The organism is Aquipseudomonas alcaligenes NBRC 14159, from assembly GCF_000467105.1.
GTDB classification, from domain to species: domain Bacteria; phylum Pseudomonadota; class Gammaproteobacteria; order Pseudomonadales; family Pseudomonadaceae; genus Aquipseudomonas; species Aquipseudomonas alcaligenes.
In genome coordinates this window covers 1-19,596 of sequence record NZ_BATI01000055.1, presented here as the reverse complement: position 1 = coordinate 19,596, position 19,596 = coordinate 1, and the positions used below count along the sequence as shown (strand labels likewise).

Here is a 19,596-nt window from a genome sequence, read left to right as displayed (position 1 = left end):
CGGCAGCGGCCGGCTGGGCGGCGCTGGTGGGCGCATCGGCCTGGCGGGTCTGGTGGGTCGGCGCGGAGCCGAAGGATTTACCGCCGCCCATGCGCTTGCCGGCGCTGGCGTCGAGGCTGAGGGTCAGACCCAGGCACAGGGCCAGGGCGATGCTGAGGAAGCGCTGCATGTGGGGTAATCCCGCTGAAGTTGTGATTCGCGCGTCATGCTGCCGCAGAGGCGAGAGCCTGGCCAGCCGCAGAATGTTTCCGGATTTATGCGCGCAGCAGCCAGGCCAGCGGACCACCCCGCAGCTGGCGGCGCAACAGGGCGCGCAGGTCGGCGTCGGCGACCTCGGGATGGCGCAGCCAGTGCACGAAGGTGCGCAGGAACACGGCGCTGAGCAGGCTCTCCTCGGCCACCCGCGCCAGGTGAAGTTTGTGCCGCCGTGCCGCCTCGCGCCACCACTGCACGGTACGGCTGACGCGCAGCAGGGCGCCGACCTGCAGGTGCACATGGCCGAGCTCCAGCTTGTACAGCAGCATCTGCCCGGTCAGTGCACGGTGCACGGCGATGCCGCCGAGCCAGGCCATCAGCAGTTCCTCCAGGCGTTTGTCGGGCGCCAGTGTGGCCAGATCGGCGCCCTTGGCGCGCTCGAACAGCGCCGCATCGGCGCGGTCCAGCCAGGCCTCGACCAGATCGTCCTTCTGCCGGTAATGCCGGGCGATGGTCGCCAGGTCGCTGTTCAGCGCCGTTGCCACGTCATGCAGGTAAAGACGCTCCCAGCCGCAGCTTTCGGCCAGGTCGAGGGCGGTATCGAGAATCGTGGCGGCGGATGGCGTCGAGCGGGGCATGCGCAGTACCTCCGCTCGACAGTATGGCTAGCCAGAATGGCCGCTCGGCGCGGGCTGACGGATGGCTCAGGCTGTTCAGGGCTCGGTCGACTCCAGGGTGATGGCGCCCATGGCCTTTTCGTCGTTGGTGAGGTTCATGTCGACGTAGTGCCACTGTCCCTTGACGGTGCGGAAGCGCACGCTCAGCTGCATCAGACCGCCCGACTCGTTCTCGATGAGGTACCAGCGTCTTTGGTACAGATTCGCGGTCTCTTTTCGGGTGATCGGATGCACTTTGTAGACGGCGCCTTTGCCAATCCATTTGCTCAGGAAGTCCTCGACGCTCTGCAGATTGAGATCCTTGCGCCAAGGCAGGGCATGCGGCTTGAAGAGTCCGCTCAGGCAGCTGTCGGCAAAGGCTTTCTCGTCCTCGATACAGGCGATATAGCCAGCCTCGAACTGGTCGAGATCGGCAATTGGCTCGCCGGCCATGGCGGTGTGGCAGAACAGGCCGAGCGATAGCCCGCCCAGTAGCTTCCATGCATTCATCTGATCATTCCTTGTGTGAGAAAAGGTGAGCGTGGCTTACAACGCCTCCAGCTTGGCGTAGGCCAGCATCAGCCACTTGCTGCCTTCGCTGGCGAAGTTGACCTGCACCCGCGCCTGGGCGCCGCTGCCCTCGAAGTTGAGGATCACGCCTTCGCCGAACAGCGCGTGGCGCACCGGCTGGCCGAGGCTGAAGGGCGTCTCCGGCACCTGGCTGCCGGCGAACATCGAGCCACCGCTCATGCTCCGGCTTGGCGCCGCGTAGGGGCGGCTGACGCTGTTGCTCAGGCGTACTTCCTGGATCAGCGCCGGCGGAATCTCGCGGACGAAGCGCGACACCTTGTTGTAGGTCTCGTTGCCGTAAAGGCGGCGGGTCTCGGCGTAGGTCAGCACCAGCTGCTGCATGGCGCGGGTCACGCCGACATAGGCCAGGCGGCGCTCTTCCTCGAGGCGGCCGGGCTCTTCCAGGCTCATCTTGTGCGGGAACAGGCCCTCTTCCATGCCGACCAGGAACACCAGGGGGAACTCCAGGCCCTTGGCGCTGTGTAGGGTCATCAGCTGCACGCAGTCCTCGTGTTCCTCGGCCTGAGTATCGCCGGCTTCCAGCGAGGCGTGGGTGAGAAAGGCGGCCAGCGGGCTCATCTCCTCTTCCTCGTTCTCGAAGTTACGCGCGGCGCTGACCAGTTCCTCCAGGTTTTCCACCCGCGCCTGGGCCTTCTCGCCTTTCTCCGCCTGGTGCCAGGCGATCAGTCCGCTCTGCTCGATGACGGTCTGGGTCATCAGGTGCAGCGGCATGTCCAGCACCTTGGCGGCGAGGTTCTCGATCAGCTCGATGAAACCGCTCAGCGCACCGGCGGCGCGGCCGGGCAGGGCCTTGTTGGCGATCAGCTGCTGCATTGCCGCCCACATCGACAGGTCGCTGTGGCGGGCGTGCTCGCGGATGGCCTCGACGGTCTTCTCGCCGACGCCACGGGTCGGCACGTTGATCACCCGCTCCAGCGCGGCGTCGTTATGGCGGCCGTCGAGCAGGCGCAGGTAGGCCACCGCGTTCTTGATCTCGGCGCGCTCGAAGAAACGCTGGCCACCGTAGATGCGGTAGGGAATCTTCTCGCGCAGCAGGGCCTCTTCCAGCACCCGCGACTGGGCGTTGGAGCGGTAGAGGATGGCGATCTCGCTGCGCTTGAGACCGTCCTTGCGCAGCGCCGCCTCGATCGACTCGACTACGTAGCGCGCCTCGTCGTGCTCGTTGAAGGCGGCGTACAGGCTGATCGGCTCGCCGTCGCTGCCCTCGGTCCACAGCTCCTTGCCGAGGCGCCCGTTGTTATTGGCGATCAGCGCGTTGGCGGCCTTGAGGATGCCGGCGGTGGAGCGGTAGTTCTGCTCCAGGCGGATCAGCTGGGTGTCAGGGAAGTCACTGCTGAACTGCTGGATGTTCTCGATCTTGGCGCCGCGCCAGCCATAGATCGACTGGTCGTCATCGCCGACCACCATCAGGCTCTCGCCACCCTTGGCGAGGAAGCGCAGCCAGGCGTACTGCACGGCGTTGGTGTCCTGGAACTCGTCGACCAGGATGTGGCGGAAGCGCTTCTGGTAGTGCGCCAGCAGGTCGGGCTTGTCGCGCCACAGATCCAGCGCGCGCAGCAGCAACTCGGCGAAGTCGATCACCCCGGTGCGCGCACAGGCGTCTTCATAGGCCTGGTAGATCTTCAGCATGGTGGCGAGGAACAGGTCGCCGCCGGGCTGGATGTTCTTCGGCCGCAGGCCCTCGTCCTTCTGCCCGTTGATGAACCACTGCGCCTGCTTGGCCGGCCAGCGCTGTTCGTCCAGGCCCAGCTCGCGGATCACCCTTTTCACCAGGCGCTGCTGGTCATCGGAGTCGAGGATCTGGAAGTTCTCGCTGAGCCCGGCTTCCTGCCAGTGCGCACGCAGGATGCGATGGGCCAGGCCGTGGAAGGTGCCGACCCACATGCCGGCCGGGCTCTGGCCGAGCATCTGCTCGATGCGCTGGCGCATCTCGGCCGCCGCCTTGTTGGTGAAGGTCACCGACAGGATCGAGTAGGGCGAGGCGTTGAGGAACTGGATCAGGAAGGCGATGCGGTGCACCAGCACGCGGGTCTTGCCGGAACCGGCGCCGGCCAGCACCAGCTGGCGGCCGAGCGGCGCGGCCACGGCCTGGCACTGCGCATCGTTGAGGGAGGCGAGGAGAAGTTCTGGGTCGAGAAGGGCGGGATCTTTATGCATCGCGGCATTCTACGGGCCGTGTCCGGGAGCGGCAAACCGCCTGCGGCGTGCACTCGCTCGCGATTTGCGGCCCCACCCGCCAGCCATCCATTGCTCCAGGCTAGAATCGCCGCTCGTCGTACAAGGAAGCACGAGGTCCATATGTCGGAAGTCGCCAAGCCCCTGGTGGGAATTGATCTGGGTACCACCAATAGCCTGATTGCCGTCTGGCGCGAGGGGCGGGCCGAGCTGATTCACAATGCCCTGGGCGAGGTCCTCACGCCATCGGTGGTGAGCGTCGACGAGGATGGCAGCATTCTGGTCGGTCAGGCGGCGCGGGCACGCCTGACCACCCACCCGGAGCGCAGCGCGGCCGCATTCAAACGCTACATGGGCAGCGACAAGCGCTTCGAGCTGGGCGGCCAGACCTTCAGCCCCGAGGAACTTTCGGCGCTGGTGTTGGGAACGCTCAAGCGTGATGCCGAGGCCTGGCTTGGCTGCCCGGTGGAGGAAGCGGTGATCTCGGTGCCGGCCTACTTCAGTGACGAGCAGCGCAAGCGTACCTGCTTCGCCGCCGAACTGGCCGGCTTACGCGTGCAGCGGCTGATCAACGAGCCGACCGCTGCGGCCATGGCCTACGGTCTGCACGAGCAGCAGTGCGAGCGTACGCTGGTCTTCGACCTGGGCGGGGGGACGTTCGACGTCACCGTGCTGGAGTACGGTCTGCCGCTGATCGAGGTGCACGCCTCTACCGGTGACAACTTCCTCGGTGGCGAGGATTTCACCGCGGCGCTGCTGCAGGCCTGTCTCAAGGACGGGCAACTGGTGCCTGGCAGCCTCGACGGGCAGGCCCTGGCCAGCCTGGGCGATGCGCTGGAGCAGCTCAAGTGCAAGCTCGGCGATGGCCCGCAACGGCTCGTCTGGAGCGTTGCCGGGGAGTTGCGCGAGTGGTCGCTGGACGAGGTGCGCGCTCAGCAGATCTGGGCACCGCTGCTGGCACGGCTGCGTGCGCCGATCGAGCAGGCCTTGCGCGATGCCCGCCTCAAGGCCGCCGACCTCGACAGCCTGGTGCTGGTCGGTGGCGCCACGCGCATGGGGGTTGTGCAGCAGCTGGTGGCCACGCTGTTCGGGCGCCTGCCTTATCGCCACCTCGACCCCGACACCCTGGTTGCCCTGGGCGCCGCTGCCCAGGCCGCCTGCAAGGCGCGCGACCAGGCCATCGAGGAAATCATTCTCACCGACGTCTGCCCCTACACCCTGGGCATCGCCTCGATGCGCGGCGAGGACATCAGCGGCGCATTCTCCCCGATCATCGAGCGCAACACGGTGATTCCCTGCTCGCGGGTGCAACGCTTTTACAGCACCCACCCGCAGCAGCGACAGATCCGCATCGAGGTCTACCAGGGCGAGCGGCCCTGGGTGCGCGACAACATCTTCATCGACAGCTTCGACGTGGCGTTGCCGGCAACCGGCGAGATCCAGGCCCTGGACGTTCGCTTCAGCTACGACATCAACGGCTTGCTGGAGGTCGACGTGACTCTGCTGGCCAACGGCGAGCGCCATGCCCACAGCATCGACCGCAGCCCCAGCGGCCTCGATGAGGCGGCCCGCGCAGCCAGTCATGCGCGCTTGCAGGGGCTGAAGATCCACCCGCGCGATGCCCTGCCCAACCGCACGCTCAGTGCCCGCCTGGAGCGGGCCTGGATGCAGACCCTGGGCGAGGAGCGCGAGCGCATCGGTACCTGGCTGGACGAGTTCAACCGGGTGCTCGGCGAACAGCAGCCGGCGCAGATCAGCAGCAGCCGGCAGCGCCTCAATGCGGCGCTGGACGAACTGCTGCTGTAGGCCTCCAGCCGTTCAGGCGGCGCAGCACGGCCTGCAGGCCGGCGGCCAGACCCTGGCGGTCGGTGCTGCCGGGCGGCATGCCGAAACGGTTGGGCAGCGGTTCGCCGGGCATGATGGCCAGGGCCAGGGGAGCGAAGGGCGCCATGAAGGTCAGGGCCAGCCAGAGCAGCAGCATCGGCGCGCCCTGGCCCATGTCATGCAGGCGGCGCAGGCACAGGCTCGCAGTGCCGCCAAACAGCAATATGGCGGCTGGCACCCATTGCCTGAGTTCCAGCAGCAGGTAGCCGCTGCCCAGCAGCACCACCAGGGTCTGCAGCAGAAACTGGCCACGGCCAAGGCGACTCCCCAGGCGCCAGAAGGCCCAAGGGGCAACGGCCTTGGCCTCGGCTCGGCGCAGCAGCAGGCGTTCGCACCAGGCGAGTAGCGCGCTCATGGTCAGGCGCACGCCCAGGCCGTTGGCCGGATCGTCCTTGGCCCTCTGCAGAATGCGCAGCACCTTGTTGTGGGGCACGCCGAGAGACTCGTCCTTGACCAGGCCGGCGAGTGTGTCCAGGACGGCCTGGCAGTTTTCCGCGGTGCAGCCCAGGTCCTGCAGCACCGTGCCTGGCGGCCTGGATGCACGACCGCGCAGCAGGCCATCGCGGAAAGGCGCGAACCAGGCATCCTCGCTGGTGAAGCTGCTCAGCGTGCGCAGGACGATGCCACGTTGTTCATCGCCCAGACCGGGATCGTGGTAGAGCACTGCACACAGCAGCATCTCGCCTATCGGATCATCGGCGAGCGCCTGCCGGTGCCCCCGATAACAGGCGAACAGCCGTTCGTTGCCCAACAGGCGCTCGGCCTCCAGTGCCTGCGCCGGGTCGAGCAGGCACTGGGCGAGCAGGTTCTGCAGCGGATCACGGTCATCGAGCCAGGCCAGCAAGCCCGTACTGCTGCCCTGAGTGGCACGGAGCAACTGCTGTAGCGCGTGCAGAGGGTGGTCGGGTGGCAGCTGCAGCCGATCCCAGTAATCGGCGGGGAGTACTTCCAGGCAGCGCTCGGGCTGATCGAGCAGTGTCAGTGTCAGCAGGGTGTGGCGCTGCCAGTCCCAGGCCGTCTGGCCAGGCATGCTCGGCTCCAGGGTGCGGCCCGCGGCAGCCAGGCGTGCCTGCAGATAGGTAGTGCGTAACGGGCCGCTGCGTTGTTCCAGGGCGAAAGCTGACTCGAGCCGCTGCAGTTGATCGGCGGTGTAGGGGCGCAGGCGCTCCAGCCAGCGCAGGGCCATGTCGCGCACCACGCCTGCCTCGGCCAGCCGTGGCGGCAACTGCGGCTCGGCTGCACGGCTGGCAAGAAAGGCCTGCAGCACCGGCAGCAGCGGTGACTGCTGCAGCCAGCGCAGATGCTGGCGGGCCTGGGCCTGGAATGCCTCGACGATCAGGGCGTCGAGTGGATCTGCGGGGGCGGGCCTGTCGAGCAATTGCTGCAGCAGCTCGATATCGCCCCGGTGCAGAATCCAGGCTTGCTGGTAAAGAGGCACGAGCGAGTCGCTATCGTTGGTGAGCAGCCAGGGCAGCAACGGCAGTTCGTCACCGTCCAGGCGCCAGCGCACGAAGGCGTCCGCCAGCGGACCCAGCTCACGGTGCGCGGCCTGTTGCCAGCGCACCAGGGTTTCCGGGCGTTGACTCGGGCTGCCGTATTCCGGGGTCGGGTCTTCTAGGTCCTGTGGCCAGTGCGTGGGCGCGTCGGCCAGGTCGAAGGCCTGAATCAGCAGCGGCAGGCGTTGCGGTTGTCTTTGCGCGCACCACTTCAGCAGCCAGCCTGCGGCCTGCGGGTGGCGGGCCTCGCGCCAGAGTGCCAGCCAGTGTTCATAAGCCAGTGCCTCATGGCCGAGCGCGCTGCTCTGGCGTGCCAGCAGGTACCGCCAGTCGAGGTCCTGCGGGGCCGAGGCGTGGCGCTCGCGGCAGATCAGGTGAAGCGTCTCGCAGCCGATGCCGGCCTGGCTGAATTGCACCAGCAGACGCTGCAGGAAGCGCTCGTCGGCCGGCAACGGCAGGCAACTGTGGTGTTGGACGAACTCACGAAACTCGAACAGCGGCCGGTTCTCGTAGAGGTACTGCAGTGTGCGGCAGTACCAGAGGGTTTCCAGCTGGGCGCTCGGTGGCCATTCATTGAGCAGCGAGGTGTCGAAGGGATCGTCCTGTTCGATGCGCTGCAGCAGCTGATCGGCTTCGCGAGCCAGCTCGAACTCCAGACGCAGCAGCTGCTCAGCCCAGCCCAGGCGCTGGGCCAGCAGGCGCAGGCAGGCATGTGCCAGGGGGCCGGCAGCGAGAACCTGGGCCAGCAGCTCGGTGCTCAGCATGCTCAACTGCTCGACTGGCAGTGCCTCCAGGCCGTCGATGAAGTGCTGCCATGAGCGGGGGTCGAAGCGGCGCCGCGAGTCGTCCAGCAGGGCCGAGAATGCCGCCCTCGATGCCTCGGCGGTTGCTGCCGGTGCATTGGCAGCCTGCTCGGGGGTGTCGCTGCGCGCCTGTTGCAGCGCCGCTTCATAGGCTTCACGCAGAGCCTGGAAGCCCTGCGGGTCGGTTTCCGGGTGATGCCGGGGCAACAGATTGCGGTACGCCAGGCGGATCGCCTGGAGGTCGCGGGTCGGCTCGATGCCGAGATGTATCCAGCAGCTCATGACCAGTGGAACTCCGCAAGCGAGGCCGGGCGCTCCGGCAGGTTCAGAGGCAGGTCCCAGGGCAGGTCGGCAAAGGCGATGGCGGGGTTGTCGCTCAGTTCGCGCATCATCTGGCGGCTGCCGCCATCGTCACCCTGGCGCTGCAGCTCCTGTGCGAGCTCTTCGTCGCTGTTGCCCAGGCAGTTCCAGAAGGCGCGGCCGATGCAGAAACCGGCGACGTAGCCGGCCCAGTGGTTGTAGTAGTGGCGCGCGCGTACGGCCATGCGGCCGTGCAGCCACAAGCTTTCCTGTCGATCAATGAAGCCGTTGCCGAGACCGCAGCGCAGCAGAAAACCCATGCGCCCCAGATCCCAGGCGCGGATTCCGCCGGGGCCGGTTTCTCCCGCGGTTTGGCTGGCGAAGCGGTGCAGCGTGCGCTCGCGTGGCGTCAGGCTGGCGAGCAGGGCCTCCCACTCGCTGGGTAGGCAACGGTGCCAGCGCCAGTAGGCGTCGGAGAGATGTCTGGCGTGGCCGTTATCGGCCATGCGCAACATCTCCAGCAACTCGTCCCGGTTGTGGATGCCCCAGCCATCGACCAGATTGACCTTGCCTTCGGCGAGAAAGCCTGGAGCGGTGTAGCTGGCGTGGGGGTTGAGCCCCACCATCGGCGCGGACAGTGCATAGAGCCAGCACTCGGCTTGCTCATCCATAAGCGAGTTTCTCCCTGATGCCGCGTGTGGAGTCGGCTGCGGCTGTTGGCGGGCGATTTTAAGGAGCAACTGCCGAGCAAACCATGACCGGGCGCACCTGTTCGGTCAGTGAACAAATGTTCGCCACTCATCGCGGCGTACCGCTAAAAAGCCATCAGCGGGCTTGGGCGGCCGCTCTAGCTCGGGTATGCTCGGGGTAAGTCGGGCATCCCATTACAAGAATATCGCCTATGACACAGTCTCTTCGGGGGGCCTCCGCCGGTTCGGTGGGGGAGGAGTCGCGTGCGCTTCACCAGCAGTTCGCCACCGAGATTGCGGTGGAACGGACGCGCCTGCTCTATCAGGGCTCCCAGGTTCCCACCCTGTTCATGCTGCTTGGCGGCCTGACCTGCGCGGCATTGCTGTGGCAGCCTCAGCCCAGCCTGCTGCTGGCCGGCTGGCTGGTGTGGCTGGTGCTGCTGGCGGTGCTGCGGCTGATCCAGATGACCGCCTTCAAGGCCGCGCTGCCGTCGCGCCAGGCCAATCCGCACTGGCGTCGGGTGTTTCTGGTGGGCGCCGGGTTGTCCGGCCTGACCCTGGCCTTCGCCGCCATTTTCCTGGTCCCTGCCGAGCGTTTCCTGCTGCAGGCGCTGGTCTACGGCCTGATCGCCGCCGCCATCCTCTCCGCCAGCGTGGCCTATGCCATCAGTCGTTCGGCCTTCCTGGTGTTCGCCCTGCCGTGTCTGCTGCCGACTGCGGTCTACCTGCTGCTCAGCGACAACCCGATCCAGCAGGGCTGGGGCGTGCTGGGGCTGATCCTGCTGCTGAGCCTGTGCGTGGTCGCCTGGCAGGTCAACCGCCTGATCCAGCGCAGCCTGCTGCGGCGCTTCCAGAACCAGGCGCTGATCGAGAGCCTGGAACACGCCCGCGAGAGCGCCGAGGGCCTCAATCAGGAGCTGGCGCGCGAGGTTGAGCAGCGTCGCCGTGCCGAACGCGAACTGCGCCAGGCTCACGGCGAGCTGGAGATCCGCGTGGCCCAGCGCACCCTGGAGCTGGATGACGCCAGCCATGCCCTGGGCAAGAGCGAGGAGCGTCTGGCCCTGGCACTGGAGGCCAGCGAGCTGGGCCTGTGGGACTGGAACCTGGAGACCGACGAGGTTCATCACAGCCACCTGGAGAGCATCTTCGGCATCAGCCAGGAAGAGGTGAAGGGTGTGCTCAGCCACCTCAAGCCGCGCCTGCACCCGGATGATCTGCCGCTGCTGCGCCGGGCCCTGGTCGAGCACCTCAAGGGGCGTACCGACGGCTATTGCGTGGAATACCGCGTGCGCCATGCCGACGGACGCTGGCGCTGGGTCGAGGACCGTGGCCGCGCGGTGGAGCGCAACGCCCAGGGCCAGGTGCTGCGCATGCTCGGTACGCGCCGCGACATCACCGAGCGCAAGCTGGTGGACGAGCAGCAGCGCCTCGCCGCCACGGTGTTCGAGGCCTGTGGCGAGGGCATCGTCATCCTCGATGCCGACTACCTGATTCTCTCGGTCAACCAGGCCTTCAGCGACGTCACCGGCTATCGCAAGGACGAGGTGCTTGGGCGCAGCGTGGCCACCCTGATCAGCAGCCACGAGACGCGCCGCCAGTACCAGCTCATTCGCGAGCAGCTGGAACTGCATGGCAGCTGGCGCGGCGAGCTGGTGGAAACGCGCAAGAATGGCGAGCTGTACCCGCAGTGGCTGCAGCTCAACGCCGTGCAGGACGGCCGTGGCCGGGTCAGCCACATCGTCGGCTTCTTCTCCGACCTGTCGCAGCGCCGGCAGACCGAGGAGCGCCTGCGCTACCTGTCGCACTACGACGAGCTCACCGGCCTGGCCAACCGCAGCCTGTTCCGCGAGCGCCTGCACACGGCCTGCGAACTGGCCCGGCACAGCGACGCGCAGATGGCCCTGCTGCACATCGATCTCGATCGCTTCAAGCTGCTCAACGACAGCCTCGGCCATGAAGTGGCCGACCAGCTGCTGCGGCAGATGGCCCGTCGTCTTAACCAGAGCGTGCCGGAGGCGCATACGGTGGCGCGTCTGGCCGGCGACGAGTTCGCCATCCTGCTCGACGACTACGGCAGCCTCTCGGCCCTGGCGCGCACGGCCAGTCGCCTGCTGGCCAAGCTGCGCACGCCGATGGATGTGGCCGGCCACGAGCTGGTGGTGAGCGCCTCGATCGGCATCAGCCTGCTGCCGGACAACGCCCGCGAGCTGGCCGCGCTGCTCAGCCAGGCGGACATGGCCAAGCAGCACGCCAAGCACCTGGGCGGCAACACCTTCCAGTTCTATACCGACAACCTGCAGGCCTGCACCCTGGAGCGCCTGCAGCTGGAGAATCAGCTGCGCAAGGCCATCGAGGAGCACCAGCTGGAGGTGTTCTACCAGCCCAAGCTGTGCCTGCTCGACGACAGCCTCAACGCCGCCGAGGCGCTGGTGCGCTGGCGCCACCCGGAGCTGGGCCTGGTGCCGCCCAGCGACTTCATTCCACTGGCCGAGGAAACCGGGCTGATCGCACCGATCGGCGAGTTCGTGCTGCGCCAGGCCTGCCGCCAGGCCCGCGAGTGGCAGCGCCAGGGGCTGGCCGACCTGCGCGTGTCGGTCAACCTGTCGGTGCACCAGCTGCGCCAGGGCAACCTGGTCGGCCTGGTGCGCCAGGTGCTCGACGAGAGCGGCCTGCCATCACGCCTGCTGGAGCTGGAGCTGACCGAGAGCCACCTGCTGGACAACGTGGAGAACGTCATCACCACCTTCCAGCAGTTGCGCGACCTGGGCGTGAAACTGGCGATCGACGACTTCGGTACCGGCTACTCCTCGCTCAGCTACCTCAAGCGCTTCCCGGTGGACTACGTGAAGATCGACCAGACCTTCGTCCGCGACCTGGCTGCCGGCGGCGAGGATGCGGCGATCACCCGCGCCATCATCGCCATGGCCCACGGCCTGGAGCTGAAGGTGGTGGCCGAGGGCGTCGAGACCCAGGCGCAGATGGACTTCCTCAAGCTGCAGCGCTGCGACGAAATCCAGGGCTACCTGATCAGCCCGCCGGTACCGGCCGAGCAGTTCGCCGAGCTGCTGCGGGCGCAGGCGGAGATGTGCTGATCAGCCGTTCCAGCGACCCGGCGCGTAGGAGAACACCGGCAGCGACCAGTGCCAGCGGATCGCCGCCAGGCGCAGGACCAGGCCGGCCGCGAAAGAGGCGAGGAGGTTGAGGTCCTCGTCGACGCCGAGGTGGCGCAGGCTCAGGTAGAGCAGGGCGACCAGCAGCGACACGCTGGCGTACAGTTCGTGGCGCAGTACCTGCGGCAGGCGATTGCACAGAATGTCGCGCAGGATGCCGCCGAAGATGCCGGTGATCACCCCGGCCATCACCACCACCGGCAGCGGGTAGCCCAGCTTCAGGGCGACGTCACAGCCGATCACGGTAAAGGCGATCAGGCCCATGGCGTCGAGCAGCAGGAACAGCTGGCGCAGGTGGTGCATGAAGCGCGCGACCAGCATGGTGAACAGGCCGGCGCCGATGGTCAGGTAGATGTAGCCGGGGTGCTGGGTCCAGCCCACCGGGAAGTTGCCCAGCAGGATGTCGCGCACGGTGCCACCGCCGAGGGCAGTGATGAAGGCGATGAGGGCGACGCCGAACAGGTCCATGTTGCGTTTGCCGGCGGCGAGCGCCCCGGACATGGCTTCGGCGGTGATGGCGATCAGATAGACGTAGAGCAGCACACAGAATTCCTGCGTCAGGTGCCTCTCCCCCTGTCCCCTGTACCTGAGAGTTTACGCGGCGTTGCCGCTTGCCCCTTCGGTGGGTCGCTCTGGGCGACCGCTCTCCAGACGGCTATATCGGAATCTCGCAGTGCTGGGCCTGAGCGATCATGGGAGTTTGCGCCTTCGGCGGAGGCGCATCGGGCGCCTCGCTCTCCTGCGAGGGCGCGCAGTATAGGGGCGTACCCGGCTCAGGCCAACTGGCGCAGCAGCAGGGCATGCTCCAGGGCGACCTCCGCCGGCAGTGGCAGGTAGACGATATGACCATCGCCCGGCGCCAGTTCGGTACGCTCGCCGCTGGCTTTCTCCAAGGCAGACAGGCTGAACTGCAGGTTGCCGCGCGGGGTCATCAGCTCCAGCTGGTCGCCGACGGCAAAGCGGTTCTTCACCCGCACCTCGGCCAGCTCGCCACGGCGCACGCCGGTGAATTCGCCGACGAACTGTTGACGTTCGGACAGCGAATTGCCGCGTTCGTAGTTCTGGTACTCGTCGTGCACATGGCGGCGCAGGAAGCCCTCGGTGTAGCCGCGGTTGGCCAGTGATTCCAGGTCGTCCATCAGGCGCAGGTCGAACGGGCGGCCGGCGACGGCGTCGTCGATGGCGCGGCGGTAGACCTGGGCGGTGCGCGCCACGTAGAAGTGGCTCTTGGTGCGCCCCTCGATCTTCAGCGAGTGCACGCCCATGCGCGTCAGCCGCTCCACATGCTGGATCGCGCGCAGGTCCTTGGAGTTCATGATGTAGGTGCCGTGCTCGTCCTCGAAGGCCTCCATCAGCTCGCCGGGGCGGCTTTCGTCTTCCAGCAGGAACAGGCGCTCGGTCGCGCTGCCCTCGCCGAGGGTGGGCTGGCAGCCGCGCACGATGCCGCCCAACTCATTCTCCTGGCCCTCATGGGCCTGGTACTTCCAGCGGCAGGCGTTGGTGCAGGTGCCCTGGTTGGGGTCGCGCTTGTTGATGTAGCCGGACAGCAGGCAACGCCCGGAATAGGCCATGCACAGCGCGCCGTGGACGAACACTTCCAGTTCCATGTCCGGCACCTGCTGGCGGATCTCCTCGATCTCCTCCAGCGCCAGCTCGCGCGACAGGATCACCCGGGAGAGCCCCTGGCGGCGCCAGAACTCCACGCTGGCCCAGTTCACCGCATTGGCCTGCACCGACAGGTGCACCGGCATCTGCGGGAAGTGCTCGCGCACCAGCATGATCAGGCCCGGATCGGACATGATCAGCGCATCCGGCCCCATCGCCACCACCGGCTCCAGGTCCTTGAGAAAGGTCTTCAGCTTGGCGTTGTGCGGCGCGATGTTGACCACCACGTAGAAGCGCTTGCCCTGGGCATGCGCCTCGGCGATACCGATGGCCAGGTTGGCGTGGTCGAACTCGTTGTTGCGCACCCGCAGGCTGTAGCGCGGCTGCCCGGCATATACGGCATCGGCGCCATAGGCGAAGGCATGGCGCATGGCCTTGAGGGTGCCGGCGGGGGAGAGGAGTTCGGGGGCTGGGAGTGGCAGCATAAGAGCGAAGTCTTGGCAGAAAAGTGCGAACTCTGCCTTGCCTGCGCGCTGGCTGCATTGATCTGGCTCAGCAGTGATGCCGTCGCCACGTATCAAACAGCTGCTCCTGTCCCCCCTTCGCCATTTTTTGCGCTATGTCGCGCTGGACCAGTACCAAATGGTGGCTCCCCAAGGTGATCCCGTGAACTCCGGCATGATCTCGCCCTGGGTGAAATGCCGCCTGGAGTTGTGCTGGGCCGGGCTGAACCAGTAGCCGGTTTGGGGGCAGGGCTGGCCGGCATGCACCGGGCTTGGAGTGTTGTGCTTGGGGGTGTTGCTGCGTGCATAGGCGACCAGATCCTTGGGGTAGACCATATGGTCGATCTGGCTGTCGTCGATGTTGTAGAGATAGGCGATGGCTCCGGCCTCGAAGGCCCAATAGCCGACATAGCTGCCTTCGTCGCCGTCTATATCCAGATGGCTGTCGTGCCAAGTGGTCTGCAGGTCGGCGAAGGGCGAATACCACTGGTTGCAGTACTGCTTCAGTAGGTCGGATGCTTCTTCTGGCGTAGGGGCATAGATGGCCCGGATCAGCGGTGTGTAGAGATCGTGATACCACTCATCCAGATCGGTGCGGTTGGGCAGTACTTTGCGCAGCAGATCTTCATAGAGGGTGTCATCACCGGCATAACCGGCATTGTCCAGCAGTACGACGAAGCGCTGTAACAGGTCTGTGCGATGCAGCAGGATGCACAGGCTTATGACCTGCACACATTCTTCATATTCCCCAGGCCAGTCGTCGATGGCCAATGGCGATATATCAGGCATCTGCTCTTGGGCTGCTAGCGCATGCTGGTAAGTTTCGTAATCCTTGATCAACTGCTCCAAGCGTGTGGGCAGGGCTTCGATGGGATCGCCGGCGGTGTAGCAGAGAAACAAGCCATCCAAGGTTGCATCTTTAAAGTGCGCTGCCCGCAGGGCTAGCTCTTGTTCCGGGGTGTCAGCCTGCATTTTTTGGTTCGCCCAGCGATCAGGCGTTTCATCAAAGAAGGTAATGGCTGCCCGGTAGTAAGATTCGCTGATGAAGGGTTGGCGCCTATTCATACAGAAGCCTTTTCGAGTTGCAGAGTGGACTGCTCGCCATACTTCTTGGTCAGAGCGGTTTTTCGCTTATTTACGGCGGCGCGAATCTCTTCCTCCCCATAGTGGGAAGCCTGATGATCGCTGTGGCTTTCTTCCGAGTGATTTCTCAGTCGTGCCTCGGCGTGCTTGCTGGGGCTCTGGCTGGGGTGGTAGAGGGGGTGTAGAAGAGATGGCGACTATAAGAGCTCAATATGCTGTCGCGTAGCGCGCGGTTATTTAGGGCTTTCAGGTTGCCCTCTTGCCATCTCCCCTCGACACCCTTGTCATGGCCGTCCCAGTCTTTTCCCCAGCCCAGTTCATATGCGCAGATATAGTCGGCGATATGCTCGCCGCTGACGCCAAGCCCCTCATTGCTCAGATCGGGTAAGCGCCAGGGGGCTACTTATGTCGCGCTGGCCCAATACCAGATGGTGGCGCCCCAGGGTGAGTCTTTGAACTCCGGCATGATCTCGCCCTGTGTGAAATAACGTCTGGAGTTTTGCTGGGCGGGGCTGAACCAGTAGCCGGTTTGGGGGCAGCGTTTGCCTGCCTCGATGCGCGCCGGAGATGTAGGCGCGCTGTCCTTTTGGTCGAAACGGGAATACCAGCGGGCAGTGCTTTCCATGTCGAAACAGTCACCGTAGGGCGAGTAGCTGTGCAGCTGGTCGGGGTTGGGAATACGCACCGGCCTGGCCACTCTGTTGACCGCTACATAGGCTGCAGGTAAGCCATCGTCCTTCGCACCTAGTTCTGGATACTCGCCTGCCCGAATGATGAGGCCCTGATCATAGGTCTGGACTTCCACATCACCGTGTCCGTTCAGGGCATGGCGGATGGCGTCCTCTCCGCCCAGACGCTCGGTAAAGGTGTTACCTAGAACGGTGAACCAGTTGATGCCCTTGATATGTTCAATCAGCTTAAGAGTTGAAATATGAGCCATGGAGTCGACTTCCAGTCCAGTATATTGCTGGGCTAGTTGAAACTCGGTGGGCATATAACTGTGATAGTCGAATGGCAGGATACTCGACAAGCCCCCATAGCCATGCTCGGCCTTGACCTTGTTGCAGAGGTAAACAAGCCATTCCTGATAGCGCTCAAGCCCACTGGGCTCAGAGAGAAAAGACCAAGGCATAACGAGCTTGAGATACGAGCGCACTTTGTCGCCGTGAACTTCGAAGGAGTTTAGCGTTGAGATGCTGTATTCAGCTGCCTCTAAGGCAGTTGAAGCGCTACTCAAAAACCATTCAACCTCTTCATTCGGTCCGGTTGCCAAAATATGGCTGCAGCTTTTACCGAAGTTGCTTGGCGTCAGCTTTTTGTAGCGCCCGAAATACTGCCCTTTCAGATGCGGAGCAAACTATTTATAAAAGCGCTCGAAGCATTCCGCCACTCTCTGTTTACTTTCTGCTGTATAGCCCTCCTTGAAGTAAAGAGTGGCTATCAATCCCAGCTTCACTACTGGAGTGCCATCTGGCAGCTCGAATGCTAGATCGGCGGCGTGCTTAGTAAGTTTTTCCAATGCGTTCATAGGGTTCTCTTAGCCAGCGGCAACGGCCGCAGTCGCGGCGGTGCCACCTAGAATGGAGACCAGCACCGCCCAGGAGGTCCTGGCCAGGTGGACGATAGCCAGCAGTCCGGCCACGATGGCCGCGGGAATGCTGAGCGCCACCAGAGCTTTGGCAATGAGGATAGTGACCACCACCGTGGCTACCGCCACACCTATATTGATCAGCACCTGTACCCAGTCGATCTGGCGCAGCATGTCGAGGGTCAGATCGGTGTAGTGCTGGATTTTCTGCCATATGGCGCGCAGTTGTTCGTCGGTCCAGCGCACCACCTTGGCACCGGTCTCGCTGACCCACTCCCAAGCCTTTTGCGATTCCCGGCGCACCCATTCGCCTTTGCTGCCTAGCCAGGTGGCAGCTTCCTCCAGATGCTGCTGCACCTCGGCGGAGAGCTGACGGATACCTTCGGCGCCCTGTTCCAGAAGCCCGTCGATGGCCTCCTGTACCTGCTGGGTCCAGCTCTCCACACGTGCCGGCTTGGGCGTGGGTTGCGGCCCATAGACAGGTACCGGCACTGGTGCTGGGCGGGGTTTGCTGCCAGGAGTCTGTGGTGGTGGCATCAGTGGAGGTACGACTGGCCAGTGCAGTGGGTTGCTGCTCCCGGTCGGCTGGTTGGCCTCGTTGTATTGGCGTTCACGCTCACGCTCGCCGTCGTCCCGGCAGTCATTGATTTCCAGCACAGTAAAGCGGTTTGGGCCGCCTGCGATTTGGATATACGCACGCTCCTGACCTGGCCCTAAGTTGTCTCCCGGAAATTTGACCTCAACCACCCTTGCCAGATTGTCCGGGTGCATCACTCCCTGATGATCAGCCCCGGCTTGCCCCGGCCAACGTATTGCTCGGTTCTGCACGATGATGACATCCGGCCGACGTAGCAGACCTGGCGTCATGCCGGAGGGGAAGGGAATCAACGTATGGCGACGCATCGGGTCGGGAGCTTGACCCTTACTCCATCCCGATGTGCTGAGGAAGGGCGTAGGTGGGAGTCTGGTCATGTCGAAGCAGACCTCTGCCTTGTAGTCCCATAGATAATTCCAGCGGTATTCATCAGCTCGGATCAGGCCGCTCATGACCAGTTGTTTGAGCTCCACCTGACTAGCGATGCCATTGGGCAATTTCTTGAGCGACAGGCGTGGAAAGCGCACCGCGTAATTGGCTTTCTCCATCAGATAGGGCTTGTTGCTTGGATTGGGCAGAGGGGCTTCCTTTACCGTGCCCTCGACGCTCGTGGTGGTGCAGCCTTGTGGCGTTTGCGGTTGCACTGTCGCCATTTATGCGCCCTCCGGATTGGCGTTCTTCAGATCCAGTGTCATGTCCTTGGGTGTGCTGTCGCCGGCCATGAACAATGGCTCTTGTGGTTCTGGCTGACGACTTGGGGTTAGCAGTTCGACCTGGGCGGGTTCGGCGCTATGGACTAGGAAGGTTTTGCCTTCATGGTTTGTGTAACCGGCCAGCTGCGAGCCGTCGGCCAGCTTAAGTGTGTAGGGGGCTCCCACCAGCGGTTCACCAGTTTTCTCGTCCAACAACAGGTAGCGTGCCTTATGGCTACGGGGTGCCCGCTTCAGAAGATTGCCTGCTTTGTCCTGATCCGCCGCCCAAGGAATAACCGGCCCGAGTATCTGAATACCTGAGCCTTTGCCAGGCGCACCTCCCGAATTCATCTTTATAATCGCGCCGCTCAGGGTTACGCCGCTGGGGTCGAGCTTGAGCCAGCTGCCGCCGCCCTTGGCGGTGAGTTCCATGCCGGCGTCTATGACTACCTTGCTGCCGGCGTGGTAGTGGATCTCGTTACCCGCCTCGACAAACTGCCCCGTGCCCAGCTTCACGTGCTGGTTGGTCGCCACGGTCAGGTGATCGTTGGCACGGACCTCGGCCTTGCGGTCCTTGTGGGTAGTGCGGTGCTCCTCGGCCTTCAGCTCGGTGTAGCTGTTGGCCTCGACGGTGTCGTGGCGCTCGTGGCCGATGCGGATCTTCTGGTCGTGCTCGACGTTCTCGTCCCAGTCCTTCTGGGCATGGATGTATATCTGCTCCTGGCCCTTGCGGTCCTCAATGCGCAGCTCGTTGTAGCCACCGCCGCTGGGTGAGCTGAGGGTCTTGAATACCGTGCGGGTCTTGTTCGCCGGCAGGTCGTACGGGACCACGTGTTCCTTGTGGTACAGGCAGCCGGTGACCAGCGGCTGGTCGGGATCGCCTTCGAGGAAGGTGACCAGCACTTCCATGCCGATGCGCGGGATGGCGATGCCGCCATAGCGGTCACCGGCCCAGCTCGAACTCACTCGCAGCCAGCAGCTGGTGGTGTCGTCGGCCTGGCCTTCACGATCCCAGTGGAACTGCACCTTGACCCGGCCGTACGGGTCACAGTGGATCTCTTCGCCTTTCGGCCCGGTGACCACGGCGCTCTGGCTGCCGAGGATGCGTGGCTTGGGATGGGCCAGTGGCGGGCGCCAGGGCTGGTCCCAGGGGGTGGCAGTGAAGCGGTTGCGGTAGCCCTGGTGGAAGCCGTCGTCGGCTTGTCCGTCTTCCTTGCGGCTGCCGAAGAAACTGGTGATGGACTCTTCCAGCACCTGGGGCTGCTTGCCTTCGTGGTGGATCTCGTTGAGCAGCCACAACTGGTTCCAGTCCGCACGCGGGTGGGCGGAGAGGTCGAGGAAGTGGCCACTGCGCAGCAGCGGCTGATCGCTCTCGCCCTCGGCCAGCTGATGGTCGGCGCGGTGGCGCTCCAGGGCGCGCTGGGACAGGTGCTTGCCGCGTGCGCGCTCGGTGAAGCGGCCGGGGTAGTCGTAGTCCTCCAGGTCCGGCTTGGCGTCACCCTTGTGCGCCGCTTCGAGCTGCAGGCGCGGCTTCTCGAAGTCGTAGTCGCGGCGGGTCACCCGGCTGGTGC

At 64.8% G+C, this 19,596-nt stretch carries 14 protein-coding genes and 2 riboswitches; of the genes, 2 read left to right on the top strand and 12 right to left on the bottom strand.

The genetic code is table 11. From position 1 onward, the window contains the following. Nucleotides 1-254: 254 nt before the first annotated feature. From PA6_RS21030 to uvrD, 3 genes are all read right to left on the bottom strand, one after another. Entirely contained in the window at nucleotides 255-833 is a 579-nt protein-coding gene (locus tag PA6_RS21030) for a TetR/AcrR family transcriptional regulator (RefSeq protein ID WP_021703015.1), read from the bottom strand. Nucleotides 834-908: 75 nt separating this feature from the next. Beyond that, the gene (locus PA6_RS21025) at nucleotides 909-1,361 is read right to left on the bottom strand and encodes a hypothetical protein (RefSeq protein ID WP_021703014.1); all 453 of its coding nucleotides are present in this window, start codon (nucleotides 1,359-1,361) and stop codon (nucleotides 909-911) included. Nucleotides 1,362-1,397: 36 nt separating this feature from the next. Next, nucleotides 1,398-3,599 (bottom strand): DNA helicase II, encoded by a 2,202-nt coding sequence (uvrD, locus tag PA6_RS21020; RefSeq protein WP_021703013.1) that lies wholly within the window; start codon nucleotides 3,597-3,599, stop codon nucleotides 1,398-1,400. Between the two features lie 141 nt (nucleotides 3,600-3,740). Here uvrD and PA6_RS21015 point away from each other — a divergent pair, with 141 nt between their 5' ends. Then, entirely contained in the window at nucleotides 3,741-5,423 is a 1,683-nt protein-coding gene (locus PA6_RS21015) for a molecular chaperone HscC (protein WP_021703012.1), read from the top strand. Here the strand turns inward: PA6_RS21015 and PA6_RS21010 are convergent. Further along, a complete protein-coding gene (locus PA6_RS21010; protein ID WP_021703011.1) occupies nucleotides 5,392-8,082 on the bottom strand; it encodes a DUF805 domain-containing protein in 2,691 nt (896 codons plus the stop codon). The two genes, PA6_RS21015 and PA6_RS21010, sit on opposite strands and share 32 nt — an antisense overlap. Then, nucleotides 8,079-8,771, bottom strand: coding sequence for a DUF1266 domain-containing protein (locus PA6_RS21005; RefSeq protein ID WP_021703010.1), 693 nt, complete (start codon nucleotides 8,769-8,771; stop codon nucleotides 8,079-8,081). The genes PA6_RS21010 and PA6_RS21005 overlap by 4 nt, the downstream gene beginning before the upstream one ends. A 230-nt stretch (nucleotides 8,772-9,001) precedes the next feature. Between PA6_RS21005 and PA6_RS21000 the strand changes: the two genes are divergently transcribed. After that, nucleotides 9,002-11,881: a GGDEF and EAL domain-containing protein gene (locus PA6_RS21000; RefSeq protein WP_021703009.1), complete on the top strand. Its 2,880-nt coding sequence runs from the start codon at nucleotides 9,002-9,004 to the stop codon at nucleotides 11,879-11,881. On the opposite strand, the gene PA6_RS20995 is transcribed toward PA6_RS21000, so the two are convergent. The 7 genes from PA6_RS20995 to tssI form a co-directional block, all read right to left on the bottom strand. Further along, nucleotides 11,882-12,502: a trimeric intracellular cation channel family protein gene (locus PA6_RS20995; RefSeq protein WP_021703008.1), complete on the bottom strand. Its 621-nt coding sequence runs from the start codon at nucleotides 12,500-12,502 to the stop codon at nucleotides 11,882-11,884. 20 nt (nucleotides 12,503-12,522) lie between these two features. Further along, nucleotides 12,523-12,620, bottom strand: a riboswitch (glycine riboswitch). Next, a riboswitch (glycine riboswitch) is annotated at nucleotides 12,621-12,711 on the bottom strand. It lies immediately after the preceding riboswitch. A gap of 21 nt (nucleotides 12,712-12,732) precedes the next feature. Beyond that, the gene (gene trhP / locus PA6_RS20990; RefSeq protein WP_021703007.1) at nucleotides 12,733-14,049 is read right to left on the bottom strand and encodes a prephenate-dependent tRNA uridine(34) hydroxylase TrhP; all 1,317 of its coding nucleotides are present in this window, start codon (nucleotides 14,047-14,049) and stop codon (nucleotides 12,733-12,735) included. A 132-nt stretch (nucleotides 14,050-14,181) separates the two neighbouring features. Further along, nucleotides 14,182-15,132 (bottom strand): PoNe immunity protein domain-containing protein, encoded by a 951-nt coding sequence (locus tag PA6_RS20985; protein ID WP_021703006.1) that lies wholly within the window; start codon nucleotides 15,130-15,132, stop codon nucleotides 14,182-14,184. A 421-nt stretch (nucleotides 15,133-15,553) separates the two neighbouring features. Further along, on the bottom strand, nucleotides 15,554-16,495 hold the full coding sequence (locus PA6_RS20975; protein WP_370453143.1) for a DUF3396 domain-containing protein: 942 nt from the start codon (nucleotides 16,493-16,495) through the stop codon (nucleotides 15,554-15,556). 12 nt (nucleotides 16,496-16,507) lie between these two features. After that, nucleotides 16,508-16,678 carry a hypothetical protein gene (locus PA6_RS24375; RefSeq protein ID WP_021703004.1) on the bottom strand — a complete coding sequence of 57 codons (171 nt, stop codon included), beginning with the start codon at nucleotides 16,676-16,678 and terminating at the stop codon, nucleotides 16,508-16,510. A 9-nt stretch (nucleotides 16,679-16,687) separates the two neighbouring features. After that, nucleotides 16,688-17,986 (bottom strand): VRR-NUC domain-containing protein, encoded by a 1,299-nt coding sequence (locus PA6_RS20970; RefSeq protein ID WP_021703003.1) that lies wholly within the window; start codon nucleotides 17,984-17,986, stop codon nucleotides 16,688-16,690. Continuing rightward, on the bottom strand, nucleotides 17,987-19,596 hold a 1,610-nt coding region (tssI, locus tag PA6_RS20965), incomplete at its 5' end, for a type VI secretion system tip protein TssI/VgrG (protein ID WP_021703002.1). It abuts the gene before it with no gap.

Bases quoted from the DNA above. Each gene is read 5' to 3' on its own strand.
- PA6_RS20970 (WP_021703003.1), bottom strand. From the start codon at position 17,986: ATGGCGACAGTGCAACCGCAAACGCCACAAGGCTGCACCACCACGAGC.
- PA6_RS21030 (WP_021703015.1), bottom strand. From the start codon at position 833: ATGCCCCGCTCGACGCCATCCGCCGCCACGATTCTCGATACCGCCCTC.
- trhP (WP_021703007.1), bottom strand. From the start codon at position 14,049: ATGCTGCCACTCCCAGCCCCCGAACTCCTCTCCCCCGCCGGCACCCTC.
- PA6_RS21015 (WP_021703012.1), top strand. From the start codon at position 3,741: ATGTCGGAAGTCGCCAAGCCCCTGGTGGGAATTGATCTGGGTACCACC.
- PA6_RS21005 (WP_021703010.1), bottom strand. From the start codon at position 8,771: ATGGATGAGCAAGCCGAGTGCTGGCTCTATGCACTGTCCGCGCCGATG.
- PA6_RS24375 (WP_021703004.1), bottom strand. From the start codon at position 16,678: ATGAACGCATTGGAAAAACTTACTAAGCACGCCGCCGATCTAGCATTC.
- PA6_RS21010 (WP_021703011.1), bottom strand. From the start codon at position 8,082: ATGAGCTGCTGGATACATCTCGGCATCGAGCCGACCCGCGACCTCCAG.
- uvrD (WP_021703013.1), bottom strand. From the start codon at position 3,599: ATGCATAAAGATCCCGCCCTTCTCGACCCAGAACTTCTCCTCGCCTCC.
- PA6_RS21000 (WP_021703009.1), top strand. From the start codon at position 9,002: ATGACACAGTCTCTTCGGGGGGCCTCCGCCGGTTCGGTGGGGGAGGAG.
- PA6_RS21025 (WP_021703014.1), bottom strand. From the start codon at position 1,361: ATGAATGCATGGAAGCTACTGGGCGGGCTATCGCTCGGCCTGTTCTGC.
- PA6_RS20985 (WP_021703006.1), bottom strand. From the start codon at position 15,132: ATGAATAGGCGCCAACCCTTCATCAGCGAATCTTACTACCGGGCAGCC.